Source organism: Vreelandella janggokensis, from assembly GCF_031451615.1.
In the GTDB taxonomy this organism is placed as follows: Bacteria; Pseudomonadota; Gammaproteobacteria; order Pseudomonadales; family Halomonadaceae; genus Vreelandella; species Vreelandella janggokensis.
This window is the reverse complement of sequence record NZ_JARWAJ010000001.1, coordinates 1,351,903-1,376,715: the sequence shown is the minus strand read 5'-3', so window position 1 is coordinate 1,376,715 and position 24,813 is coordinate 1,351,903. Positions and strand designations below refer to the sequence as shown.

Below are 24,813 nucleotides of genomic sequence, written 5' to 3'. Positions count from 1 at the left end.
CAATGGCTACCGGATCAGTCTTTGCGCGCATACCGATCGGCGCCTTCGACGAAGCGGCGCAGATCTTCCAGCGCTTTATCGGTGGTAACGGACGCCTGGGGTCGCGTTGTTTCGATGCGTGACATGGAAACGGCGGTATCGTCGAGCACGGTAAGCGCCGACTCAATTCGGGCGGCTCGCTCATTGAGCCGATGTTCGGTCTCCACCAGCAAGTCGAGGCGACGCACCAGGGCGGCACGTTCCTCATCGCTTAGCCGTTTGCCATCCCGTTCCAGCCGACCGCGCACGTATTGGCCGTCCACGCTGACCACGCCGCGGGCCTGGGAGGCCATGGTCGTCAGTGTATCCACCGCGCCGAGACATACCTGGGTGACCAGCCCGCGCGAGCGCTCAAAGGCCAGCTCGCCCGTGTGGAAGCGACCGCTCAGGACGTCCATGACATGACGGTAGCGGCTGTAGAGACGGTCCGCGAGAATCGCCAGGTCAGGACGCTTGACGTCCAGCAAGCTCTGCTTGGCCCGACACATGGCCAACACAAGATCATCGGCACCCTCGGGTGGTCTTGCCGGATCGAGCACCGAGACGCCAGCTTCATAGGCCTTGCGCTCCTCCTGGGCTCTGCGCTGCTGCGCTTCGGCGATACTTTGAGCCTCTCGACGGCGTTCACGGCGGCGAGCAAGCCAGCCGCGTAGCGTTCGCTCGATGGGCAGCGCCACCGGAATGGCAACAATGCCCGCCAACCAGCCAAACAGACTAGGGCTGAAACCACCCCAAAGAGAGGTTAGCCATAGCAGCATGCTGATGAAAGGGATGATCAGGCAATAGCGGAAGACGACCTGTAGCCGCCCTTGGGTTGCCACCGGAAGCGCTATACCGGGGTTGTACAGGCCGACCAGTAACCAGGGGAGACAGGTCATGAAGAGGCCATAGGAAAATCCCTGCAGGAATCCCAACATTGATGCGATTATCCTTGAGTGATTGAACGCCTAGAGTAACCGAGCCGGGATGATCAGCACCAGCAGCGCTGGCACTCTAATATTGACTTGCATCCTCCATGTGGATGGTATTGATGAATTTATGGATCAACATTGCACTTCACCAACAACTTGATTGCGCCCGTGATGCTTGCCTGTGTAGAGAGAGGTATCCGCACGATGAAGAATGCTTTCTTCTGTTGCGTCATCCGCAGTGAAATGCGCAAGCCCGCAGGTGACAGAAATATAAAAGGTAGCACCGGTATGCGTAGTGAAGGCAGTGTTGGCAAGCTTTTGTCTGATATCATCAGCGATTGCTAATGCAGCGTCTGGCGTTATTTCAAACAGCAGCACGGCAAATTCCTCTCCACCCAAACGCCCGATGACATCGGTCTCTCTGAACCGTTCCTTGAATAAGCGGCAAACTTGCTTCAGTACCTTATCGCCTACGGCATGCCCATAAGTGTCGTTGACGTTTTTAAAATGGTCGACATCAAAAAGCAGGACGGCGGCGTTATGTTCGCTTCGACAAAAATGAGAAAAGGCTTGTCGAAGTCGTTTCATAAAGTGACCTCGGTTGAATGTGCCGGTGAGGTCATCAGTGATTGCTTGATTTCTTAGGTTTTTCTCCAGCACCTTGTGGTCGGTGATGTCCTGTAAAGTGCTGAGGAGAATATCAGGGTCGTCGGGTGCAGAGTTATCGGCAACTTCATGTATCCAGCGCACATTACCACCAGGCTGGACGATACGATATTTGATATCAATGGCGCCGGTTTTCTTAAGTGTCTGCTGTGCCTTGGCAACTTTTTTCCGATCAGAGGGATGCACCAACCTGATAAAGTCCTTTCTATCAGGTATGAACCGGTCAGGGTCAACGCCAAAGAATTCGTAAACCATCTCTGACCAATACATCTGCCCAGTTGATAGTGACATCTGCCAGTAGCCGAAGCCTCTTATCTTATGCAGTTTTTGTAGCATGATCGCGAAGGACTGCCACTCTTGCGATGTCGAAGGCATACCGAAAATTCGAGATGAAGTCTGCATGCCATGATTTGCGGGGTTGATAGTGTTCCTCGATGCCATTTTTACGGCTGCCGAATGAGGGCCCTGAGGCCATACCTCTTAAAAATTAGTGCTTGGGTCAGCATCCATAGCCAGTACCCAGATTATCCAATGTACTTGAAGGTCAATGAATTGTTCGACTGCTGATTTTTCTATTGGCCTTGAATAAAGATGCCACCATCTTTTCCTTAAGCACCCTTTAAGGCGCTCTATCATTGGGTGTGTCAATGTCGTTTTATGTACCAACCGTTGTAAGGGGCTGAGATGCCTTGCGTGTTGAAGGCATGCCAAAGATCCCGTGCTGGTATGTGGAGATGTGATGAAGTGCCTGAATGCCATTTACATGGCTGCAGGATGAGAGCCCTGAGACCACGCCTCTAAAAAATTGAGTGCTTTGTCGGCATCAACGGGACGGCTGAACAGGTAGCCCTGAAGGACATCACAGCCAAGCTTTTCCAATAGCGTCTGCTGTGTCTGGTATTCAACGCCTTCGGCAACGACCGTCAGACCAAGGCCGTGAGCGATGCGGATAATGCCGCTCACGAGATTGATGGCTTTTTCATCATGAGGCAGGTCGTCGATAAAGCTCTTGTCGATCTTAAGCACGTCAACGGGTAAGCGCTTGAGATAATTCAGTGACGAATAGCCAGTACCAAAATCATCCAGCGCCAGAGATATACCGCTGTTTCGCAGCTTATCCATGGTCGAAATCGCGCGGTCGATATCTGTCAGCAGGCTTTCTTCGGTAAGTTCCAGCGTCAGGCGCTGTGGGGCCAGGTTGTGCTCACCAAGGGTCCGCAGAACCTGCTCGACAAAATTGGGTTGATAAAACTGGTTAGCGGGGATATTGACCCCGATTTTCAACGAGGGGTCGCTGAGCTTGAGGGGCCAATGGAAGGCTTTTTGGCATACAAGCTCAAGCGACCAGTCAGTCAGTAACCGTGACAGCCGTGCATTTTTTTCGGCAATGGGGACGAACTCTCCAGGGCTGATGGCCCCCAGCTTGTTATCCTGCCAGCGCGCTAGTGCTTCGAACCCAACCACGCCGCTGCCATCGGCGGAGACCAGCGGCTGGTAGTGTTGCTGCAATTTATTCCCTGACAGAGCCGCTTCAAGGCGCTGCTCAACCTCATGTCGACGTAACGCACTTTCTTCTGTGCGATGGGTAAAGACATGAATGTTTTCATATGTCTTGGGTGCCTTTAGCGCTGTACGAGCCCTTTCCAGCAAATCATCCGGGTTGATTCCATCACTTGGTGAGACGCTGACCCCTACGTCGATTTTCGGTCTTACCGTATGACCATCGAGATCAATGGGAGCGTTCAGCTTGTTGATAATCGGCTTGATAACGCCGAAAAGATCGCGCAGTGAATAGATGGATACCACGGCACCAAAACGATCAATGTCGATATTGCCAGCTGTCAGGATACCGATATCAGGGGCAATGAGACGATCGGCCAGGCATTTAAGAATCGCGTTACGATACTTGCGACCATGAAGCCGACTAATCTCGTCTAGGTTGTTGATCCGCAAGTGCAAAACAACCAGATGGTAAGATTCGGTTTCAGCAAGTTGGACTAGATTGTCCAATGTTTCGCCCAGCAAGGTTTCGTCGGGTAGGCCCGTTCGCGCATCCCGTTGATTAATACGGCTGGCCTGGTGGCGCATCTCGAGTATCTGCGTCTTGATGTTGATCTGCTCTTCGACAATATTGCCAAAGGCGAGCAGCCATGAACGCTCAACTTCATTGAGTGCGCGCGGCTGGATATCACTAAGACAGAGCGTACCGATTGCCTTTCGGTTTGGGTCGCGTAACACGACGCCAGCGTAGAACCGAATATAAGGATATGAAATCACGGCCCTATGGCGTTTGAATAAATCGCTCTCCAATGTATCGGACACTTCCATATAACCGTGCTCTAGCGCATGGATACAGAAAGAAAACTCGCGTGAGATTTCACGCCCTTCCATGCCGACTGACGATTTCAGCCGCTGACTATTTTCATCGAACAGTGAAATGAAAGCGATGGGCACATTGAATACCTGGGACACCAGGTGGATAAAACGATCAAAGTGCGCTTCTGGGGCGGCATCTGGTGAATACTGAGGGGTGAGGCCGTTGTCATCGTTTTGCAAAGGGGGGCAGCGGTTACTTTCGTCATCCATTGAATATGCCTGCTTGAAGCTGAGCACGCAGGTAACCAGCCGGGGCATTGACACTCGTGCTTTAAACGATAGTAATTGATTTAATCATTCCTGCGGGTATGTTTCAAATGTTCTAGGGGTTTTTATGTATATATTGGTGCTCATGTGCCTCTTAAAAAGCTGTTCACGACGAGGAAGGTAAGTATTCTCGTCAGGGGGTTGTAATAAATCGTTTTGCTCAGCAGTCAGTGGGAGCGTCCAAAATCAGTGGGGCATGCCGTAAAACAGCATTGATTAATGAGGAGTGCGAAGTGAATCCACAAGAAGGTTCCGGGTCAGCTATCAGAGTGTTGGTTGTCAACGAAAGCGGTTTTATTCGTGAGGGACTTTGCAAGGTTATCGAGCGGTTCAGGGGAGTTGACGTGGTGGGCAGCACTTCTTGTGCTCATGATCTGGACGCGGTGGTGCAAACCTTGTGCGTTGATGTTGCCTTGATTGACGCACAATTCCCCAGTCAGGCGGGGTTTGATGCCGCTCGTCAGCTTCACGAAAGCGGCGTCGAAACGCGGGTGGTCATCCTGTCGGTCAATCCTAGCCTGACGGATGTAAGAAGAGCATTTCAGGCAGGGGCTATCGGTTTTTTGCTGCGTAGCGCTGGTATCAGCGACCTTGAAATAGCGCTGCGTGTCGCTGTTAAGGGGAAGATGTTTTTGTGCCCAACCTTACTCAAACGGTTGTATGAATCATCGGCGTCAGAAGGTATTCTAGACGGCGAAAACATAGGTGCTGACACCCATCAAAATTGTCATTCGATTGAGGATATGCTCCTTAAGGCACAGCACTTGGGTATGCTCCAGCAGGATAGCTAGTCAGGGTTTTTACTTATACTGCTTTGTCGATCACTGCGTTAACGTGCAGGAACGAATATACACCTAAATTTCTAATGTTAACTTTTTATCCAGTAACGGGGTGATGCGCCTGCTAGGTTCACGATTCACGATTGAACACACCCTCAGCCAAGAGGGAGTTACAGGCAACAACCTGTCAAGGTCAACAGCATAAATTCATGAAATCTAATGACAATACCATCCAGATACTACTGGCGGATGAACATCAGCTCGTTCTTTCTGCGATCAGCTCGCTTATTGAAACCTTTGATGACATGACGGTGATTGCCGAGGTTGGCTCTGCGCAACAGTTGCTGAAAGACGACGACGTATATACCGATGTTGATGTGGCACTTATCGACGCAACGTTGCTTTCGATGAAGGGAGTCGCGTCATTGAGTCGTCTCAGGAAGCGGTGCCCCAAAGCGCGGGTCGTGATTCTATCCAGCTATTCCAGCGATAGTTTCATTCGCCGCCTTTTCGAAGAAGGGGCACATGGATTTCTACATAAAAACGCTGACGTCGATACACTGGAATTGGCAATCAAGAAAGCGTCGATGGGCGAGTGTTTTGTATTTACTTCCATGGAACCTGAGCAATTCGTTGAAGCAGCCTCCGTTGTCGGGACCTCCGCCATCCCGGATAACCCCTTGACCTCGCGTCAATGCGAAGTTCTTGAGCTGGTGGCAAAAGGCTTTCGCAGCAAGGCCATTGCTGACCAGCTTAACGTCAGTATTAAAACCGTCGAGACCCATCGAGCCGATATTATGCGTCGCCTGGGGGTGAGGCATACGGCAGGGCTCGTTCATGAAGCGATTCGATTTGGCTTATTGGTTTCACCCAACGAAACGGATGAACCTGAATGAACAACACGATGGTTATCCATGTCCTCGTTTAGTCCTTCCAGATGGCTGCCCGGTGGTCATTTGCAAACGCTGTATAGCCCATTGTTTCGTTCAGAACTGCTTTTAGCGCGCGAGCGTGAGCGGATGACACTGAAAGATGGGGACTTCCTTGATCTCGACTGGTATGGCCGTCGTGACGACGATACGCCTTGCGTCATACTGCTACACGGGCTGACCGGCAGTTCTTCGTCACGTTATATCCTGGGCCAGCAGCAGGCGTTAGCCTTGAGAGGCTGGCAGAGTGTGGCCGTGAATTGGCGCGGCTGCTCTGGACAGCCCAATCAGCTCGCTCGCGGTTATCATTCTGGGGTGAGTGACGACCTGGCTGAGGTTGTCGGGATGCTATCCATGCGCCGACCGGCCCAGCCTCTGGCGGCCATTGGTTATTCGCTGGGCGGCAACGTCCTGTTGAAATACCTGGGCGAGCAGGGCAGTGCCACCCCGTTGCAGGCAGCCGCCGCCGTTTCGGTCCCGTTTCGTCTGGACCACAGTGCCGAGAGGATTCGTCAGGGCATGTCGAAAATATATCAAGCCCGTTTTTTACGCGACCTGGGTCATTACATGAAAGATAAGCGCCAGCGATTCTCCATCAATGGCGACCCCGATGAATACGCAAAGCTGTTAGCTTTGGGGTCGCTCAAGGGGATGTCCACGCTATGGGAATTCGATGAGCGAGTAACGGCCCCCTTGCATGGTTTTTCAAGCGCTGCCGACTATTACCAGCGATGCAGCAGTCTGTATTTTGTTTCGTCGATCACTGTGCCGACGCTGATCATCCAGGCACAAGACGACCCCTTTCTTTATCCGGAAAGTGCACCACCTCCACAGTCATTACCTTCCAGCGTGACGCTTGAGTTTCACCGCCAAGGAGGGCACGTGGGCTTTATTGAAGGCACGCCCAGATCCCCCGGCTATTACCTGGAGCGGCGTCTGCCAGCGTGGTTGGCGTCTACGCTATCAAACGCCGAGAAGTGGGCGAGCTGCGCGTGAAATATTGATTGTGTTAGTGAGGCGTTGCACTACTATGCAGCTATAAGGCTCATTGGGAGCCCTTATGGAAAGACGCCATGCTAAAAGGTCTGATTATCTGTTTTGCTGTGCTGTTTGCACAATTAGCGGTACTGCATGTGATTGACACGCGTCTCTACAACTCATCGCAGGACGCACGTCAAACCGCGGTGACCAAGACCACACCGCTGAAAGACGATGAGGAAGACGTGCAAAGTTGAGGCGCGGACATCAACATACCCAGCGGGGCTAACCGCTGGGTCACTCGATTTAGAGCATATCCTCCAGCCAGACCGTAAAGGCTTGCCAGGAGCGCTGGTCGGCACGTTCATGGTAAGCATCACTTCCGAAGACGCTAAAGGCGTGTGGCGCGCCAGAATAGATACCGACTTCGTAGGTAACTTCGGCGTTTTCCAGTTCGCCGGCCAGGGTCGCTACATCGCCGAGGCTCACCGATGAATCGGCGCCACCGTGGGCAATGAAGATCGGTGCCGTATCACTTGAATAGGCCTGCCCCTCGGGCGTGGTCAACCCACCATGAAAGCTGGCATACGCCGCAATATCTTCGGCCTCATCAGAACGGGCGATCTCCAGTGCCACTGCACCGCCAAAGCAGTACCCCATGATCACGGTGTTATCGGCGGCACCCTGTTGCCTTGCCTGCGAAAGGCCACCGAGGGTAAGCGCTCTCATCCGTTCCCTGTCTTCGTAAAGCCGATTGGTGGCCGCCCGTTTGTCTTCAACTGCCTGGGGCCGGTTGCCTTCCCCGAACAGGTCCAAGGCAAACGCGTCAAAGCCTTTTTCGGCGAGCATATCGGCACGTTCCCGCTCATAATTATCCAGCCCGTCCCAGTCATGAACGATCAGCACGCTGCCTTGTGCGTCGTCACCACCCGAGACGAAATAACCTTCGAAATCTTCATCATTGATGGAGTAAGCCACATCCTGCCCGGCGGGGGAGAAAGCAAAAGTAGCCTGAGCAAATGACATCAGCACGATGGTGCTGGCAGGGAATAGAATTTTTTTCATCATCTTGGTGTCCAAGGTGGGAATGGGTATCAAGGAGGTTCTTAGCAAGCATAGCTAACGCTTGCTAAACTGACACAATGTTGAAAGTCTCAACGCTGAAAGACTAATAGCGTGGAAGACAAAGACTTGCGTCTGGAACTCGGTAACGGCATGCTGGTCAACTGTTTGATAGATCATTACGGAGCATGAACACATGAGTTACAACGACTCGCATATTGCGCAATCAGCCTCTGGCGGTGTAGCCAATTCGGTTAGCACCAACAAAGTGCTGCGTAACACCTACGCGTTGTTGGCGATGACGCTACTTTTCTCTGCGGTCACCGCAGGCGCCTCCGTCGCGATGGGCGTTCAGCAACTGAACATCTTCGTGTTCTTCATTGGTGCTTACGGGTTGATGTTCCTGGTCCATAAAACGGCCAATTCAGCGCTAGGGCTGCTTTCTACCTTTGCCTTCACAGGCTTCATGGGCTTCACCTTAGGGCCGATCCTGTCCGCCTACCTGGCACTGCCCAATGGCGGCGCCTTGATCATGAATGCCCTGGCCATGACCGGCATCACCTTCATCGGCCTATCAGCCGTCGCCCTGATAACGAAGAAAGATTTTGGCTTCCTGGCCAACTTCATGGTGGCCGGTGCCATCGTGCTGGTGCTCGCGATGGTGGCGGCGTTGATTTTCAACATCCCCGCGCTTTCACTGATGGTATCGGCTGGCTTCGTACTGTTTTCTTCAGCGGCCATTCTTTACCAGACCAGTGAAATCATCCATCGCCAGGGTGAGACGAATTATATTCTGGCCACCATCACGCTCTTCGTCTCTATCTACAACCTGTTTATCAGCCTGCTGTCGCTGCTCGGTTTCATGAGCAACGAGTAACCCATCTGGCGTTACACATAGCAGCATGTCTCAACAGACCCTATTACCAGGGTCTGTTTTTTGTTATATGCAGGATGTCACTCGCCACACCGATAGGTAAGGGCAATGAATTACGGACTGTTAGTCATGGGGGCCCCCTACAGCCAGCCGGCGCCTCATTCGGCGCTCAGGTTTGCCCATGCGGTGCTGGCAAGGGGTCATCAGCTCGCCGGCGTTTTCTTTTATCACGACGGTGTTCATAATGCGTCAATGCTAATGACCCCGCCGCAGGATGAGTTGAACCTGCGCGAAGCCTGGAAAGCGCTTCATAAAGACCACAATGTGGCGCTGGATGTATGTATCGCCGCTGCGCTGAGGCGTGGTGTCATCAGTCAATCTGAAGCATCCCGCCATGGCCATGATGCCTTTAACCTGGAAGCTCCCTTTGAGCTGACCGGGCTTGGTCAGTTGCTGACGCTGCAACAACGCTGCGATCGTTTGATTACCTTTGCCAGTTGAGGCCGTCCATGCATGAATCAGAAGAACTGTTGGTGATCATTCGTCATGCTCCCCATAATTCGAACTGGCTGCGTGAGGGACTTGACGCCGCTCTGGTTGGCGCCGCCTTTGGGCAATCTGTCAGGCTGCTGTTCATGGGGCAGGGTGCGTTGGCACTGTGCAGGGAACAGCAGGCAGGCGCCCCGGGGCAAAAGGCCAGTCTGCCGACCATCGACATGCTCGAGATGTACGATATCGACCAGTTGAATGTCCCCCAGCGAGTGCTCGACGACCTCAAGCTTCCTCTCGAAGCGCTTGTCGATGGCGTAACACCGCTCAGCGAGGAGCAAGTCAAAGCGCTGTTTAGCCAAAACCGCCCGATCCTCAACTTCTAGGGTGTTTCATGATCCTGCATATTTTGACAACCCCTCCCACCCATGAGGCCGCCCAGCAGGTCGAGCAGGCCATTCAGGCGGGGGATACGCTGTTGCTGACCGAAGCAGGCGTGATGGCGGCGCTTAACCCAGATTTACACTGCTGGACGCAGAATGACTACGCGGTATTTTTGCTTGAAGAAGACCTCGTCGCCCGAGGGCTCTCAAGCATTGCCGCAACCCATGGGTTGGCGGCAGTGGATATGGAAGGGTTTGTAGCGCTGACTGAGCAGCATGCACAGTCGGTCACCTGGTATTGAATAGCTGATAGGCAACAGTGAGTACACTGATGGAGAACACCGACGCTAACGTACTGCTTGATCCGGAAGGGTACCTCGTCGACATGAGTGACTGGTCAGAAGCGGTTGCTGACCAGTTGGCCGTCGATGAAGGCATCGAATTGACGTCCGAGCACTGGGAAATCATCCACTTGGCGCGCGGTTTCTATCGCCGTTATGAAATGGCACCGGCAATGCGACCGCTCGTCAAAGCCACTCAGCAGACGCTGGGTAGTGACAAGGGCCGCTCTATTTACCTGATGCGGCTCTTTCCTGGCAGTACCGCCAAGGTGGTAGCGCGCATTGCAGGGCTTCCCAAACCCACCAACTGCCTTTGAAAACAGCCAGGCAGCGTAACCTCTGGTCGGCCGTTAGCTCGATGCCGCAAAAGGCAGGCCCAGCAATGCCTTGAGATGCGCCTCCACACCGCTTGCCAGCGATGTCGGGTTATAGCCGCCCTCCAGCGAGGAGACAAGCCGGTTATCGGCATACAGCGTGGCAATTTCCATCGCCATGTGCGTGATCCAGTAGAAGTCCTCATCCACCAGGCATACATCGCCCATGGGGTCGTCACGGTGGGCATCGAACCCGGCGGACATCATCACCAGGTCAGGCTTGAAGCGGTGCAACGCTGGTAGCCATTGGCTTTCAATCAGGCGACGGAATTCGGGCCCTTGCGTGCCGACTTCCAGGGGCGTATTGACGACGTTTTGCCATTCGCTACGTAAATATCGCCATGGGTAGAAGGGATACTGGAAGCTGGTGCAGATCAGCACATCCGGATCATTCTTGAAAATATCGATCGTGCCGTTGCACTGGTGGACGTCAAAATCCAGGATGGCAATGCGCTGGGCACCGTAGCGTTCCCTTGCATAGGCCGCGCCGACCGCGATGTTGTTGTAAAAGCAAAACCCCATCGCCTCGGCGGCTTCGGCATGATGCCCAGGCGGACGAATCGCACAAAACACATTATCGGCCTGGCGCTTGAAGACCTGATCGATCCCTTTGATAACCGCACCAGCGGCATAACGAGCGGCTTTCAGGCTATCCGGGTTCATCAGGGTGTCGTTATCAAGCGATACGATGCCTTGCTCGGGCAGACATTTGGTAAGGGCGTTAAGATGACGTGTGGCGTGCACTCGATTGAGTGCCGCTTCATCCGCTTCCCTGGCATCGGCCTGCATGGTTTGCTGCAATAAGCCTGACAATGCCAGACGCGCTCGAATCGCCTCCAGTCGATGAGGGTTTTCAGGATGTTCCGGCCCCATATGATGCAATAAGCAGTCCGGGTGGGTAAGGTAGGCAGTGATCATTCAAGCGCTCCATGGTAGCTAGTATCACCTTAATCGCGACACGCTGATAGGCGACAGTGTCCATAAGTCTTACATCGCGCTGCACCGTTCCAGGAGAGGCAAACGTGAGTACACGTTTCTTGCACCATTTTTTCGAACCCCGCACGCTTGCCGTCATTGGCGCATCCGAGAACCCAGCGTCGCTTGGGGGCTTGGTGCTTCGCAATATTCATGAAGGCGGGTTCAAGGGGCGACGTTGGGCGGTTAATCTGAAAGGCTATGATCAGGTCTTCGGTGACCCCTGTGTCAAGCGCGTTGACGACTTGCCTGAGGTGCCTGACCTCGCCATCATCTGTTCGCCCATTGACGGGGTGCCCAAATTGATCCACCAGTTGGGCAAGTTTGGGGTCAAAGCCGCCCTGGTACTTTCCGGTGGCGCTTATCTGGATCGCGACACGGGCAATAAAGGCTCGATACGCGAGCGCATGCTGAAGGCTGCCCGTGAATCCGGCATCCGCGTGCTGGGGCCTGAGTGCATGGGCCTTATCGTGCCAGCTAAAAAACTCAATGCCTCATATGCCAGTCAGCCGGTCAAGGCAGGCCGAGTGGCGTATCTTGGCCAGTCAGGCATGTTGGCCAACGCCATGATCGATTGGGCAGCCGGGCGCGATGTGGGGTTTTCGCACCTGATTACCGTGGGTGACAGTGTCGATGTGCTATTGCCGGATCTGATCGATTACGTAAATCAGTTCTCACCGGCGCAGGCAATTCTGCTCCATCTTGAGCGGATTTCCGACGCGCAGCATTTCATGACCGCGGTACGCGACGCCTCGAGAAACCGGCTCGTGCTGGCCATCAAGAGCGGAAGAACCTTTGCTTCGGATATTTCCGGCATGGCCCCGACGCCGGGTATTGCCAATCGCGATGTCGTGTTTGACGCGGCTTTTTCACGCGCCGGGGTAGTGCGTGTCGACGACTCCGACGAGTTGCTGGATGCCCTGGAAACCCTCTCGCGCATGAAACCATTACGTGGCGACCGCCTGGCGGTGGTGTCTAACGGTTTGGGGCCTGCCATGCTGGCTATCGACAAGCTGGTCAGCGCCGGAGGCAAGCTGGCCGAGTTCAGCGATGAAACACAACAAGCGTTGCATCAAAGCCAGGTCGATTTCAGCAAACCCGGTGAAAACCCCGTTGACCTGGGCGGTAATGCCACGCCCGAGCGGTTTGTCGAGGCGCTGAAAATTGTCGCCGCAGATGCCAATGTGGATGCGGTCCTCGTGGTGCATGCACCAACGCGCCTGGCGCCTTCGCTGGTCACCGCACAAGCGCTGATTGCCAACCGCAAGGCCTTCCGTCGTAATTTATTGACCAGTTGGATGGGGCTCAAAGAGGCGTTGAATGCTCGCCACGAATGCAACCTGGCCGGCATTCCCACTTATATTTCGCCCGAAAAAGCGGTGAAAGCCTTCATGCATATGGTGGACTACCAGCGCGTTCAACAGCTGCTTCAGGAAACACCGCCCAGCCTGCCGTTTTCCACCAGTGCTGATATTCGCGCAGAGTGCCGGACATTGATCAGCGAGGCGAAGGCCGAGGGCCGTCAGACGTTAAGCCACTCGGAAACGGCGCAAGTGCTTGAGGCTTACGGCATTCCTGCAGCGACCAGTTATTACCTTACCAGTGCCGAGCAGGCGTTGGACATTGCCGGGCAGATTGAAGGACCCAAGGCGCTGAAGGTGGTGCATGAGGGCAATTGTCGACCCTATCGCTATCGCAAGCACCCGCATAAGATTTCGGCAGGGCTGCTTCAGGATCTTGAAACCCCCGAGCAGGTGGCGGATGGAGTTCGCCAACTGGGCGAAAAGGTGAACGAAAAGTACCCCGAATACGCGATCCATGAATACTGCCTGCAGCCCATGCAGCGCGGCAAGCATTCCATGCAGGTGTGCGCGGGCATTACCCGGGACCCGGTATTCGGCCCGCTGATCGTGTTTGGCATTGGTGGCTATAAAGTCAATGTACTTGCTGACCGCCAAGTCGCTTTACCGCCCCTCAACATGAGCCTGGCGGCGGATGTGGTCAATCGCACCCACGCCGCATCGTTGATCCGCGAACACTCGTCAGACCCCGACCGGGATACCCAGCACTTATGCCAACTGCTGGTAAAGCTGTCACAAATGGCCTCGGATCTGGGCGAGCTGCGTGGGCTTGAACTTAACCCATTGCTGCTCAACCGGGACGGCATGCTGGCCGTCGATTTTGCCATGGACCTCGGCCCCCCGGCTCGTTTTGCCATCATGCCTTATCCGGAAGAGCTGCGTGAATGGCTGACGTTGAAAAACGGCTGGCAAGTCGAGGTGCGGCCGATTCGTGCCGAAGATGCACCTTTGATTACCAATTTTCACCGCCAACTTTCCGAAGAAAGTATTCGTTTCCGCTATTTTCATAACAAGTCGGATTTAACCCAGCGCGATCTTTCGGTGTTGTCGCATATCAATTACGACCGCCAGATGGCGTTTATTGCCGAACATCAACGCGATGATGGCAGCAAGGAAATGCTCGGGGTGGTGCGTGTCTGGAATGATCCGGATAACATTCGAACGGAATTTTCAGTCATTATTCGCGACGACATGCAGGGCCTGGGGATCGGCAGCCTGTTAATGAAAAAAATGGTCGCTTATTGCACCCACATTGGCACCCTGGAAATGGTGGGCAAAATCATGCCGGATAATCATCCCATGCGGGCACTGATGAAACACCTGGGCTTCACTTGTCGTTACAACATGGAAGAACAGGTAATTGATGCCATCATGCGGCTCAACGAGCCCGAAAGTGAATGGCAGCGCCACCGGCTGGAAAGCCTGCCGGACTAGCCGCTGGGCATGGCTAGCCCGCCACCTTGGCCAGCCACAGGGCAGAGGGGCTCAGGGCGCCATGCGGAAAGAGTTCCACTCGCCGCCTTCGCGACGCTCAAAGCGTATACGGTCGTGCAAGCGACTGGGTTGGCCCTGCCAGAATTCGATCATATCGGGATTCACGCGGTAACCGCCCCAGTGGTTGGGACGCGGAATTTCTTGCCCTTCATAGGCTTGTTCAAAACGCTTTTGCCGTTCTTCAATCCAGTTACGGTCCGGTATCACTACACTCTGGGTGGCAATCCAGGCACCTAACTGGCTGCCACGTGGGCGGCTGGCGAAATACGCGTCGGACTCTTCAGCGGCCACCTGCTCGACGGCTCCCTCAATACGCACCTGGCGGGAAATCGATGGCCACCAGAAGGTAAGCGCCGCGTAGGGCACATTGTTGAGTTCACTTCCCTTGTGGCTATGGTAATTGGTGTAAAACACCATGCCGCGCTCGTCGAACCCTTTCAAAAGCACCACGCGCGCGTGAGGGCGCCCCTGGCTGTCGACGCTTGCCAGCGTCATGGCATTGCTGTCTTTGCCTTCCTTTTCGATAGCCAGATTGAACCATTCATCAAACAACACGAGGGGATCATCAGGGGCCTGGGATTCATCGAGTTGGCCACCTTCATAATCACGCCTGATATCCGCTATGTCGCGTGCCATTGCTAGGCTCTCCATCAAGAATTTTTTACATGGTGTCGGGTGTGGTCACAAAGCTCAAGCCCTGATTAGCCCTGAGCACGTAATTGGCGGCTGCGAAACCGCGCAAAGGCCATGCAACCGGTAAACAAAGCGAGCGAGAGAACGGCCTCGGTGACGCCACGCAAGGTTTGAGTGGGTAGGGTGGCCACCATCACGCCCTGGCTGAAATACAGCAGGCTGACAAAGGCTAACCAGGCATGTCCTCGCGGTCGCCTTCCGATAATAGAAGGTAGAAACAGGATCAGAGGAAGCACAAAGGCTGCCATGGGGCGCCAACTGAACGCCGCGTCCTGCACCATGAAACCACGTAACAGCATCATTATCAGCAACAGGCCAAAACTTGCCAATACCCACTGCCGTGCCCGCAAGGTGAGAAGATCAACGCCGTGCCGTTGCTCAAGCCGCTCCAGCCACTGCTTCATGATGTCTCCTCGCGCATTGTCCGCATCGCCAGCGCCAGTTTGGCGAGGCGCTTGCCCTGAGCGACGCACAGGGCGCGCTCATGTTCGTCGACTGAGCGGTCGCTCCTTGGCCCTGCCAGGTGGCTTGAGCCATAGGGCGTTCCACCGGTTTCTGTGGCCAGCAGCTCAGTGGCGCTATAGGGCACGCCAGCGTAGACCATGCCGTGGTGAAGCAGCGGGACCAACATGGTCAACAACGTGGCTTCCTGCCCACCATGCAGGCTCGAGCTTGAGGTAAAGGCGGTTGCCGGCTTGTCGATCAGGGCACCATTGATCCAAAGGCTGCTGGTGGTATCCAGAAAATATTTAAGTGGTGACGCCATGTTGCCAAACCGGGTCGGGCTGCCCAGCGCCAGGCCGCTACAGTGACGGAGATCGTCGAGCTCGGCATAAATCGCGCCTTCCTCGGGGATCTCGGGGGATGTCGCTTCGCAGGTGGGGGAAACCGGCGGCACAGTGCGCAGGCGCGCTTCAATGCCTGCCACTTGCTCTACGCCGGCGGCCATCTGCTGAGCCATGGTGGCGGTCGCACCCGAGCGCGAGTAATAAAGTATCAAGACATAGGGCAATGAACCGGACATAGTAACTCCAAGCAGATTATTCTCTTAGGGTACCAGAGCAATGTGGGCAGCGGGTAATGCCAAACGCATACCTTGCGCATTGGGCAGCCGTTGATAGACCCAGGCACGGGTGCTATCGGCAAGCTGCTTCTTCACCCGCTCGTAGCGAACCCCCAGGCGTTCATAGCGATCCAGGCGAGCGAGTTGATCGGCGGTGACGCTCAGGCGAAGCCCTTTCACCTGGCTGCCAGGCGAAGGCGATAAATCAAGCCCGTTGCGCTGATGGTCTTCAAGCGTGGCTGGTTCAGGGTCGCCCGAACCGCCAATCACCACCCAGCGAACCGGCGCATAGCGCAACGTGCCGTAGACAAACACCTGGTGTGTGCGCTGTTCGATATCCGCAAGATCGTCGGGTCGCTCATAAAACCACGGGCTGAGCATGGTCAGCCAAAGCCACCCGGCAAGGCCCAGTAGCAGTATTGTACATAGCACCAACAGGCGTTTTACCCAGGCCATGGTGTTTCCTTATGTAGCAGGCAGAAAGCGTAGCGTGGCGTGCGTCAGCGTGGAACACAAGCGTAACAAGACGCTTAAGCAATCAGTGCGTGTTTGGTAGGATAAAAAGCCTATCCTGTCGGAGAGCCTGCCATGAACCAGCCACTTCGTGATGAAACAGACTTTCGGGCGCTTGTGGGCGACGTGAAACCGCTAGCGGATAAAAACCGCGCAGATACCGGTGATGCGCGCAAGCGTCCTTCCGAGGCTCAATTGGCAAGGCGCGAACGCGCTGAAGCAGAGATTGATGAGCGTAACTTTCTATCCGATGATTTTGTCGACCTGATACCCCCCTTTGACCCCATCGAGTACCGCCGCGAGGGAATTCAGCAGGGGGTGGTTGATAAACTCAAGCACGGCGGCTACCCGGTCCAGGCACAGCTTCACCTGCTAAGACGGCCTCTGGCCGAATGCCGGAGACTGGTATTTCCCTTTATTCAGGATGCTTATGCGCACGACCTGCGTTCGGTACTGATTGTCCACGGGCGTGGGCGGGAGATCGACAGTCCGGCCAATGTGCTGCGCTCCTATATTGGCAAATGGCTGATCCAGTTTGACGAAGTACAGGCCTATATCTCCGCCCAGCCGTCGGAAGGTGGGTTGGGGGCTACCTGGGTCATGCTACGCAAGAGCGATCGGGCGAAAGCCAACAACCGTGAACGGCAACAGAAGCGTCGTGGCTAGCCAGCGACACATAAGCCGTCAAAACAAAAGGGGCAGCCGTTGGCTGCCCCTTTGCGTTTAGATGACTGACGCACTTAGTGGCTAGCGTTAAGGCGTTTTTCAAACAGTGCCTGGCGTTCTTCGACATCCGGCTGGTAGCGCACACTGAAAAAGCTCAACGCCCGCAGGGCATCTTCGGGATGCTGGTCATCGCGCAGCGCCATGGCGGTAAAGCCACAGCGGCGCATGTATTCCAACTGGTCGACCAGCACATCGCCAACTGCGCGCACTTCACCGTTGTAGCCGAAACGCTCGCGTAACAGCCGGGCAAGGCTGTAGCCACGGCCGTCGGTGAATGCCGGAAAATGAATGGCGACTGCCGGGGCCGAACGGATCTCATCGGCCAGGGTCGCCGTCAGTTCGCAATCGCTTGCCAGCAGCGGTGCCAGCTCGGTGTCTTCCTGATGAGCCTTCCAGAGCGCCAGCGGTACAAAAGCAGGGCGTTGCTCGGGAAGTGCCTCAGCGTCGTAAGACACGCACCAGGCATTTTCCGCCGCCAGTTCGCCATTGGCGATCAGGTGATCGGCATGAACCGGCGTCATCTCAACCGCCTCGGCCTGTTTGTCATTAGGCGGCATACACACGCTCCTTGAAGGGTTTCAGTCCAATACGGCGATAAGTGTCCAGGAAGCGTTCATCTTCATGGCGCTGGGCCACGTAGACTTCCAGCACTTTCTCGACAACCCCGGGGACGTCTTCACGGAAGAAGGAGGGGCCAAGAATCTTGCCCAATGAGGCATCATCGGTCGAATTGCCGCCAATCGATACCTGGTAGTACTCCTCGCCCTTTTTATCGACGCCCAGAATGCCGATATGGCCCACGTGGTGGTGGCCACAGGCATTCATGCAGCCGGAAATATTCAGATCCAGCGGCCCCAGGTCGTAAAGGAAATCGAGGTCTTCAAAGCGTTCCTGCAATGCCTGGGCGATGGGAATCGACACCGCGTTGGCCAGGCTGCAGTAATCGCCGCCAGGGCAGCAGATGATGTCGTTGAGCGTGCCCACTGTCGGGTTGGCCATGCCCAGTGTTTCAAGCTCTTGCCAAAGGGCTTCCAGCTCGTCGACCGGCACGTCGGAAAGTACCAGATTCTGCTCATGGGTAACCCGGACTTCACCGAAGCTGTAACGGTCCGCGAGGTCGGCGATGGCGTCCATCTGGTCAGCCGTCACGTCGCCAGGGGCATGCTCGCGGCGCTTGAGCGATAGCGTCACGGCCTTGTAGCCGTAAACCTTGTGGTCAGCCACGTTATTGGTCACGAAGCGTGCAAAGCCTCGATTTTCCTGTCGAAGGCGCTCGTAATCCTGCACAGCACTTTCAGCCACGCTGCGACGTTCCGGTTCGGGGAAGTGGCTTTTGGCTGCCTCGACCGCCGCCGCATTGAGCGTCTGGGGGCCGTCTTTCAAATGCGCCCACTCTTCCTCGACGCGACGGCGGTACTCTTCGATGCCCAACGCCTTGACCAGAATCTTGATCCGCGCTTTGAACTTGTTGTCGCGACGCCCGAACTGGTTGTACACCCGGACACACGCTTCCAGATAGGTCAGCAGGTGCTGCCAGGGCAGGTCGTCGCGCACCACATCGCCGATCATCGGCGTGCGGCCCAGACCACCACCCGCAAGGACTCTTACGCGCAATTCGCCTGCCTCGTTGTACCACAGACGCAGGCCGATATCGTGAACCTGGATGGCCGCACGGTCCTGGGAAGCACCGCTGACGGCGATCTTGAACTTGCGCGGCAGATAGGCAAATTCAGGGTGCAGCGTCGACCACTGGCGAATCAGCTCGCACCAGGGACGCGGATCTTCCACTTCATCGTTGGCAATACCGGCAAATTGATCGCTGGTAGTATTGCGAATGCAGTTGCCGCTGGTCTGGATCGCGTGCATCTGGACGTTGGCCAGATCCGCCAGGATATCCGGCACGTCTTCCAGGGCAGGCCAGTTGAGCTGCAGATTCTGGCGCGTGGTGAAGTGACCGTAGCCACGGTCGTAGCGACGGGTAATACTCCCCAGCGCACGCAGCTGATGGCCAGCCAACATGCCGTACGGGATCGCAATACGCAGCATGGGCGCATGGCGTTGGATATAGAGACCATTCTGCAAACGCAGTGGACGAAACTCTTCTTCTCCCAAACGCCCGTCGCGGTAGCGATCCATTTGATCGCGAAACTGAGCGACGCGCTCATCTACCAGCGTTTGGTCATGAATATCATAGCGATACATGGGGCACGGTCCTGCTAAAGCGAAGTTGTCACGTTGAAACGGGACGAATCAGTGTCGCCACCTTAACGCGGGCATCATATTCTACAAAAGAATATATAATTATCTTTTTATCTCAAAATGGTATTTACGCTAGCGACGTCGCCCACCGGCGGCGTTGCCATATCCAGAAAAAAGCAGCTGAGTTAATGATGCGATACATCAACTGCATTAGCCAAATGCCGAGCAGCCCATAGCCGAGACTGACGCCAACCCACCAGGCCAGCGGTAAAAAAAGCAGCCACTGCAGGCTCAACGTCAACAGCATGACGGTTCGCTGAGCGCCCGCGCCCATCAGGGCCTGGGCGAGTACCAATGCGGCGACGTCAATGACCATCATCAGGCCCGTTAACTGAAGCGGCAAGGTGCCAAGCTTAATCAATTCCGGCGCCTTGAAAAACAGGCCAAGCAGTTTGTCCGGCATCCATAGCATGGGCAGGGCCAGTACGACCAGCAGCAGTGCAGCTACCCAGAGCGCGTCCAGACCCCAGCGGTGAGCTTCTTGCTCGGCGTCCCGCCCCAGGGCTTCACCCACCAGGCTCATTGCGGCAACCCCGACACCCACGCCCGGCAATATCAGCAACAGCGACAGGTTGATCAGCACGTGCCCCACCGCAACACTCGCGGTGCCGAGCTGGCTCAACAGCCAGAAAAGCACGGCATAGCCAGCGGCAAACCAAAGCTGCTGGGCCGAGTGCGGCAACGCCAGCCGGGCCGTGGTTCGCAGCCCCTGTATGTCAGGTCGTAACTGGGCCCATGTCAGAGCGCTGCTGTGGCGGGCGGTGATGCCTATCCAGAGCAACAGCCCCACGCCCACCGACAAGCTGGTGGCAACGCCAGCACCACTGGCGCCCAGTTCGGGAAGCCCGGCAAGGCCAAAAATCAATCCCGCGCTGAGCACCACGTTAAGCAGGTGAACCGCCACAATAATGCGCAAATACAGGCGAGTGTACTGACGGCCATTCCAGTAACCACGAAAGCACAGGGTGAGCGCAATCGCCGCCAGCGACAGCACACGCCAGCGGAAGTAATCAACTGCCACGTCATGAACGTCCGGCGTCGGCGAGATCCAATGCATAATCAAAGGCGCCTGCCACCATGCCAGCAGCGCCAGTAATGTCCCACTGATCAAGCCAAGCAGCAGGCCCGCCTGCAGCGGCAGGGAGAGGCCAGAATGACCCGCGCCCAGGCGCTGGGCGGTTTGTGATTGAACGCTGGAGGACAGCCCGAACACCAGGGCGGTCATCATGAACATGGCGTAACCGCCAAGGCCAACACCCGCCAACGCTGTTTCGCCTAGACGGCCCACCAAGGCGGCATCGACCAGATTGAGCATGCTCTGCGAGAGCATGCCCAGTATGACCGGCCAAGCCAGACGAACCACTATGCCGTGGCGGTGGGCGACGTAGGGCACAGTCAGCTCGGGTCGTAGGAAAGCACTGGTGACAGCCAGCGCTCCATTTCCTCGAGCGGCATCTGTTTACGCTCAGCCAATACCTTGACCTGGTCTTGGGTAATCTTGCCGGTTGAAAAATATTTGGACTGCGGATGCGAGAAATACCACCCTGATACCGCCGCGGCAGGCCACATGGCAAAGTTTTCGGTCAGCGCCAGTCCGGTATTGGCGGTGGCGTCAAGCAGTCTGAACAGCGTTGCCTTCTCGGTGTGGTCAGGGCAGGCCGGGTAGCCGGGGGCAGGGCGGATACCCTGGTATTTCTCGGCAATCAAGGCGTCATTATCGAGCGACTCCTCGGGCACATAGCCCCAGAACTCCTTGCGCACACGTTCGTGCATGCGCTCGGCAAAGGCTTCCGCCAACCGGTCCGTCAGGGCCTGAACCATGATGGCGTTATAGTCGTCCCCCGCCGCTTCATATTCTTTGGCCAGTTCATCGACCCCGTGCCCGGTGGTCACTGCAAAGCCACCAATCCAGTCCGCTTTGCCGCTGTCCTTGGGGGCGATGAAATCCGCCAGGCTGTAACAGATGCCGTCGCGCCCTTTGGTGGTCTGCTGACGGATATGGTGAAGTCGTTCGACGACATCGGTACGGGATTCATCGGCGTAGACTTCAATGACGTCGTCGTCGACAGTATTTGCCGGCCAGAAGCCAATCACGCCCCGTGCCTGGACGCGCTTTTCATCAAGCAGCTTGCGCAGCATCACCTTGGCATCTTCAAACAGGTTGCGGGCGGCTTCACCGACCACCTTGTCATCCAGAATCTTGGGGAACTTCCCTGCCAACTGCCAGCTCATGAAGAAGGGTGTCCAGTCGATCCGCTCGACGAGTTCATCAAGCGGGTAATTATCGAAGGTTTGTAGCCCCAGTTGATGAGGTTTGCCCGGTGTGTAGCTGGCCCAGTCGGTCCGGAAACGCCGCTTACGCGCCTGGGTGTAGTCAAGGTCGGCGGCTTTGGGGCGACGCTTGGCATTGCGTTCACGAACCTTTTCGTACTCTTCGCGTATTTCGGCGATATAGGGCGTCTTGAGGGACGGGGTAAGCAACCGGCTGGCCACCCCAACGGCCCGGGACGCATCGGTCACATAAATCACCGGATGGTCATACTGGGGTTCGATTTTAACCGCCGTATGCGCTTTCGAGGTCGTTGCACCGCCAATCAGCAGTGGCAGGTCCATGCCGCGACGCTTCATTTCCTTGGCGACGTGAACCATTTCATCCAGGGACGGCGTGATCAAACCGGACAGCCCGATGATATCGGCGTTGTGATCCTTGGCGGCCTGGAGGATTTTCTCGGTGGGCACCATTACGCCAAGGTCAATAACCTCGTAGTTGTTGCACTGAAGCACCACGCCGACGATATTCTTGCCGATATCGTGGACGTCGCCCTTGACCGTCGCCATGACAATCTTGCCCTTGGCCTGGGTGTCAGCGCTTTTTTCGGCCTCGATATAGGGAATCAGATAGGCGACGGCCTGCTTCATGACGCGAGCGGATTTGACCACCTGGGGCAGGAACATCTTGCCCGCGCCAAACAGGTCGCCGACCACGTTCATGCCGTCCATCAATGGCCCTTCAATGACCTCAATGGGGCGTTCCGCCTCGGCGCGTGCCAGTTCGGTATCGTCTTCGATATGCGCTGTGATGCCTTTGACAAGGGCATGTTCGATACGCTTGTTGACCGGCCAGCTGCGCCACTCCAGGTCTTCTTTTTTCGCTGCGCCGCTGCCATCGCCTTTATAGTTATCGGCAATATCGAGCAGGCGCTCGGTACCGTCGCTGCGACGGTTGAGCACCACGTCTTCCACGGCGTCGCGCAGTTCGGCCGGCAGATCGTCGTAAACGGCCAACTGACCGGCATTGACGATCCCCATGGTGAGCCCCGCACGAATGGCGTGGTACAGAAAGACCGAGTGAATCGCTTCGCGTACCGGATTATTACCCCTGAACGAGAAGGAGACGTTGGAAACGCCCCCGGACAGCATCGCATGGGGCAGGTGTTCGCGAATCCACTGGGATGCCTCGATGAAATCAACGGCGTAGTTGTTATGCTCTTCGATACCCGTGGCAATGGCGAAAATGTTGGGGTCGAAAATGATATCTTCCGCCGGGAAACCGATTTCATCTACCAGCAGGCGGTAGGCGCGCTCACAAATCTCGGTCTTGCGGGCGAAGGTATCAGCCTGGCCTTCCTCGTCGAACGCCATCACGACGATGGCGGCCCCGTAGCGCCGGCATTTGGTCGCCTGCTCGCGGAAAGCTTCTTCGCCTTCCTTGAGCGAAATGGAGTTCACCACTGCCTTGCCCTGCACGCACTGAAGGCCGGCTTCGATGATTTCCCATTTGGACGAGTCGATCATGATAGGCACACGGGCGATGTCGGGCTCGCCGGCGATCAGGTTCAGAAAGCGCACCATGGCTTCCTGGGATTCCAGCATGCCCTCATCCATGTTGATATCGATGATCTGGGCGCCGTTTTCCACCTGCTCCAGCGCGACTTCCAGCGCGGTGGTGAAATCTTCTTCCACGATCAGTCGCTTGAAGCGCGCCGAGCCGGTCACATTGGTGCGCTCGCCGACATTCACAAACAGCGAGTCGGCCTCGATGTTGAACGGTTCAAGTCCCGATAACCGGCATGCGCGCGAACGCTCTGGCACCTCCCGGGGCGCCAAACCGTGAACGGCTTCTGCAATGGCGCGGATGTGTTCCGGCGTCGAGCCGCAACAGCCGCCGATAATGTTGACCAGGCCGCTCTGTGCAAACTCGCCGACGATGGCCGCCATTTCTTCAGGCGTTTGGTCGTATTCGCCAAATTCGTTGGGCAGGCCCGCGTTGGGGTGGGCCGATACAAAGGTGTCGGCCTTGGTGGAAAGCTCTTCGACGTACTGGCGTAATTCCTCGGCACCCAACGCGCAGTTTAGGCCCACGGAAAACGGCTCGGCATGGCGAATCGAATTCCAGAAAGCTTCCGTGGTTTGCCCCGACAGCGTTCGCCCGGAAGCATCGGTGATGGTGCCGGAAATCATCACTGGCAACCGCTTACCCAGGGACTCGAACAGTTCATCAAGGGCGTAGATCGCGGCCTTGGCATTCAGCGTATCGAAGATGGTCTCGATCATGATCAGATCGGCGCCGCCTTCGATCAGCGACTTGGCTGCTTCAAGGTAATTGTCGCGCAGCTCATTAAATGTGACGTTACGCTTGGCAGGGTCGTTGACATCCGGCGACAGCGACGCGGTTCGCGAGGTAGGGCCCAGCACACCCGCCACATATCGCGGTACGCCGGTCTCTTCGGCAACGGCGTCACACACTTCCCGGGCCAGCCGTGCCGATTCCCGATTCAGCTCCGGCACAATATCTTCCATGCCATAGTCAGCCTGGGAGAGGCGCGTGCTGTTGAAAGTGTTGGTTTCAATAATATCGGCACCGGCCTCGAGATAATCGCGGTGAATGCGGGTCACCACGTCGGGGCAGGTCAGCGCCAGCAAGTCATTGTTGCCTTTCAGGTCCGACGGCCAGTCACTGAAACGCTGGCCACGAAACTCCTCCTCGCTCAGCTCGGCATTCTGCAACATGGTCCCCATGCCGCCATCCAGGATATGGATACGTTGATTCAGGCGTTGGGAGAGGGTGGCAATCAAATCACTAGCAGCCATGGCAGGGGGATATCTCCAGCGTCACAGTCAAAAAAGGTATTTTTATCGTCGGCAATCGCCGTTCAAATGAACCAACGGAGCACTATGATAACAAAGGGTGCCAGGCGGGGCAGCAATGTATTGTTTATGAATGCCATAGGCCCCATTAACAATACACCGGAAATAGCCTA

General features: G+C 55.9%; 24 protein-coding genes. 11 read left to right on the top strand and 13 right to left on the bottom strand.

Annotated features, from left to right (window positions below):
* Window positions 1–14: 14 nt before the first annotated feature.
* The 3 genes from QC816_RS06305 to QC816_RS06295 form a co-directional block, all read right to left on the bottom strand.
* Window positions 15–956 carry a cobyrinic acid a,c-diamide synthase gene (locus tag QC816_RS06305; protein WP_085918593.1) on the bottom strand — a complete coding sequence of 314 codons (942 nt, stop codon included), beginning with the start codon at window positions 954–956 and terminating at the stop codon, window positions 15–17.
* 126 nt (window positions 957–1,082) lie between these two features.
* The gene (locus QC816_RS06300) at window positions 1,083–2,018 is read right to left on the bottom strand and encodes a GGDEF domain-containing protein (protein ID WP_309781394.1); all 936 of its coding nucleotides are present in this window, start codon (window positions 2,016–2,018) and stop codon (window positions 1,083–1,085) included.
* A 357-nt stretch (window positions 2,019–2,375) separates the two neighbouring features.
* The gene (locus QC816_RS06295; RefSeq protein WP_254902891.1) at window positions 2,376–4,250 is read right to left on the bottom strand and encodes a bifunctional diguanylate cyclase/phosphodiesterase; all 1,875 of its coding nucleotides are present in this window, start codon (window positions 4,248–4,250) and stop codon (window positions 2,376–2,378) included.
* A gap of 242 nt (window positions 4,251–4,492) precedes the next feature.
* Here QC816_RS06295 and QC816_RS06290 point away from each other — a divergent pair, with 242 nt between their 5' ends.
* The 4 genes from QC816_RS06290 to QC816_RS06275 all read left to right on the top strand — a co-directional run bounded on the left by QC816_RS06290 (window position 4,493) and on the right by QC816_RS06275 (window position 7,202).
* Window positions 4,493–5,050, top strand: coding sequence for a response regulator (locus QC816_RS06290; RefSeq protein WP_309781393.1), 558 nt, complete (start codon window positions 4,493–4,495; stop codon window positions 5,048–5,050).
* Window positions 5,051–5,247: 197 nt separating this feature from the next.
* Window positions 5,248–5,934: a LuxR C-terminal-related transcriptional regulator gene (locus QC816_RS06285; protein ID WP_085918590.1), complete on the top strand. Its 687-nt coding sequence runs from the start codon at window positions 5,248–5,250 to the stop codon at window positions 5,932–5,934.
* An 18-nt stretch (window positions 5,935–5,952) separates the two neighbouring features.
* A complete protein-coding gene (locus QC816_RS06280) occupies window positions 5,953–6,963 on the top strand; it encodes a hydrolase (protein ID WP_085918589.1) in 1,011 nt (336 codons plus the stop codon).
* A 77-nt stretch (window positions 6,964–7,040) separates the two neighbouring features.
* A complete protein-coding gene (locus QC816_RS06275; RefSeq protein ID WP_176243658.1) occupies window positions 7,041–7,202 on the top strand; it encodes a hypothetical protein in 162 nt (53 codons plus the stop codon).
* Between the two features lie 49 nt (window positions 7,203–7,251).
* Here QC816_RS06275 and QC816_RS06270 read toward each other — a convergent pair whose 3' ends face one another.
* The gene (locus QC816_RS06270; RefSeq protein ID WP_309781431.1) at window positions 7,252–8,010 is read right to left on the bottom strand and encodes a dienelactone hydrolase family protein; all 759 of its coding nucleotides are present in this window, start codon (window positions 8,008–8,010) and stop codon (window positions 7,252–7,254) included.
* 193 nt (window positions 8,011–8,203) lie between these two features.
* Here QC816_RS06270 and QC816_RS06265 point away from each other — a divergent pair, with 193 nt between their 5' ends.
* From QC816_RS06265 to QC816_RS06245, 5 genes are all read left to right on the top strand, one after another.
* Window positions 8,204–8,884 carry a Bax inhibitor-1/YccA family protein gene (locus QC816_RS06265; RefSeq protein WP_085918588.1) on the top strand — a complete coding sequence of 227 codons (681 nt, stop codon included), beginning with the start codon at window positions 8,204–8,206 and terminating at the stop codon, window positions 8,882–8,884.
* A 105-nt stretch (window positions 8,885–8,989) separates the two neighbouring features.
* Window positions 8,990–9,382: a sulfurtransferase complex subunit TusD gene (tusD, locus tag QC816_RS06260; RefSeq protein WP_085918587.1), complete on the top strand. Its 393-nt coding sequence runs from the start codon at window positions 8,990–8,992 to the stop codon at window positions 9,380–9,382.
* Between the two features lie 8 nt (window positions 9,383–9,390).
* Window positions 9,391–9,756, top strand: a complete 366-nt coding sequence (locus QC816_RS06255; RefSeq protein WP_309781392.1) for a DsrE family protein — start codon at window positions 9,391–9,393, stop codon at window positions 9,754–9,756.
* Between the two features lie 8 nt (window positions 9,757–9,764).
* Entirely contained in the window at window positions 9,765–10,055 is a 291-nt protein-coding gene (tusB, locus tag QC816_RS06250) for a sulfurtransferase complex subunit TusB (protein WP_085918585.1), read from the top strand.
* Between the two features lie 29 nt (window positions 10,056–10,084).
* On the top strand, window positions 10,085–10,411 hold the full coding sequence (locus tag QC816_RS06245; RefSeq protein ID WP_199285303.1) for a TusE/DsrC/DsvC family sulfur relay protein: 327 nt from the start codon (window positions 10,085–10,087) through the stop codon (window positions 10,409–10,411).
* A gap of 33 nt (window positions 10,412–10,444) precedes the next feature.
* Here the strand turns inward: QC816_RS06245 and QC816_RS06240 are convergent, their stop codons facing one another.
* Window positions 10,445–11,386, bottom strand: a complete 942-nt coding sequence (locus QC816_RS06240) for a histone deacetylase family protein (RefSeq protein WP_264823092.1) — start codon at window positions 11,384–11,386, stop codon at window positions 10,445–10,447.
* Between the two features lie 104 nt (window positions 11,387–11,490).
* Between QC816_RS06240 and QC816_RS06235 the strand changes: the two genes are divergently transcribed.
* Window positions 11,491–14,238 (top strand): bifunctional acetate--CoA ligase family protein/GNAT family N-acetyltransferase, encoded by a 2,748-nt coding sequence (locus QC816_RS06235; protein ID WP_309781391.1) that lies wholly within the window; start codon window positions 11,491–11,493, stop codon window positions 14,236–14,238.
* Window positions 14,239–14,289: 51 nt separating this feature from the next.
* Here QC816_RS06235 and pdxH read toward each other — a convergent pair whose 3' ends face one another.
* From pdxH to QC816_RS06215, 4 genes are all read right to left on the bottom strand, one after another.
* Window positions 14,290–14,934 (bottom strand): pyridoxamine 5'-phosphate oxidase, encoded by a 645-nt coding sequence (pdxH, locus tag QC816_RS06230; RefSeq protein ID WP_085918581.1) that lies wholly within the window; start codon window positions 14,932–14,934, stop codon window positions 14,290–14,292.
* Between the two features lie 65 nt (window positions 14,935–14,999).
* Window positions 15,000–15,395 (bottom strand): DUF2069 domain-containing protein, encoded by a 396-nt coding sequence (locus tag QC816_RS06225; protein ID WP_085918580.1) that lies wholly within the window; start codon window positions 15,393–15,395, stop codon window positions 15,000–15,002.
* The gene (gene wrbA / locus QC816_RS06220; RefSeq protein ID WP_199285305.1) at window positions 15,392–16,015 is read right to left on the bottom strand and encodes an NAD(P)H:quinone oxidoreductase; all 624 of its coding nucleotides are present in this window, start codon (window positions 16,013–16,015) and stop codon (window positions 15,392–15,394) included. Before wrbA ends, QC816_RS06225 begins: the two co-directional genes overlap by 4 nt.
* A gap of 24 nt (window positions 16,016–16,039) precedes the next feature.
* On the bottom strand, window positions 16,040–16,510 hold the full coding sequence (locus QC816_RS06215) for a gamma-glutamylcyclotransferase family protein (protein ID WP_309781390.1): 471 nt from the start codon (window positions 16,508–16,510) through the stop codon (window positions 16,040–16,042).
* A gap of 132 nt (window positions 16,511–16,642) precedes the next feature.
* On the opposite strand from QC816_RS06215, the gene smrA reads away from it, so the two are divergent.
* Window positions 16,643–17,233 carry a DNA endonuclease SmrA gene (gene smrA / locus QC816_RS06210; RefSeq protein ID WP_085918577.1) on the top strand — a complete coding sequence of 197 codons (591 nt, stop codon included), beginning with the start codon at window positions 16,643–16,645 and terminating at the stop codon, window positions 17,231–17,233.
* A 74-nt stretch (window positions 17,234–17,307) separates the two neighbouring features.
* On the opposite strand, the gene QC816_RS06205 is transcribed toward smrA, so the two are convergent.
* The 4 genes from QC816_RS06205 to metH all read right to left on the bottom strand — a co-directional run bounded on the left by QC816_RS06205 (window position 17,308) and on the right by metH (window position 24,643).
* Window positions 17,308–17,850 (bottom strand): DUF934 domain-containing protein, encoded by a 543-nt coding sequence (locus QC816_RS06205; RefSeq protein WP_085918576.1) that lies wholly within the window; start codon window positions 17,848–17,850, stop codon window positions 17,308–17,310.
* On the bottom strand, window positions 17,840–19,495 hold the full coding sequence (locus tag QC816_RS06200) for a nitrite/sulfite reductase (RefSeq protein WP_085918575.1): 1,656 nt from the start codon (window positions 19,493–19,495) through the stop codon (window positions 17,840–17,842). Before QC816_RS06200 ends, QC816_RS06205 begins: the two co-directional genes overlap by 11 nt.
* A gap of 124 nt (window positions 19,496–19,619) precedes the next feature.
* A complete protein-coding gene (locus tag QC816_RS06195) occupies window positions 19,620–20,945 on the bottom strand; it encodes an MATE family efflux transporter (protein ID WP_309781389.1) in 1,326 nt (441 codons plus the stop codon).
* A 2-nt stretch (window positions 20,946–20,947) separates the two neighbouring features.
* Entirely contained in the window at window positions 20,948–24,643 is a 3,696-nt protein-coding gene (gene metH / locus QC816_RS06190; RefSeq protein WP_264823099.1) for a methionine synthase, read from the bottom strand.
* Window positions 24,644–24,813 lie beyond the last annotated feature (170 nt).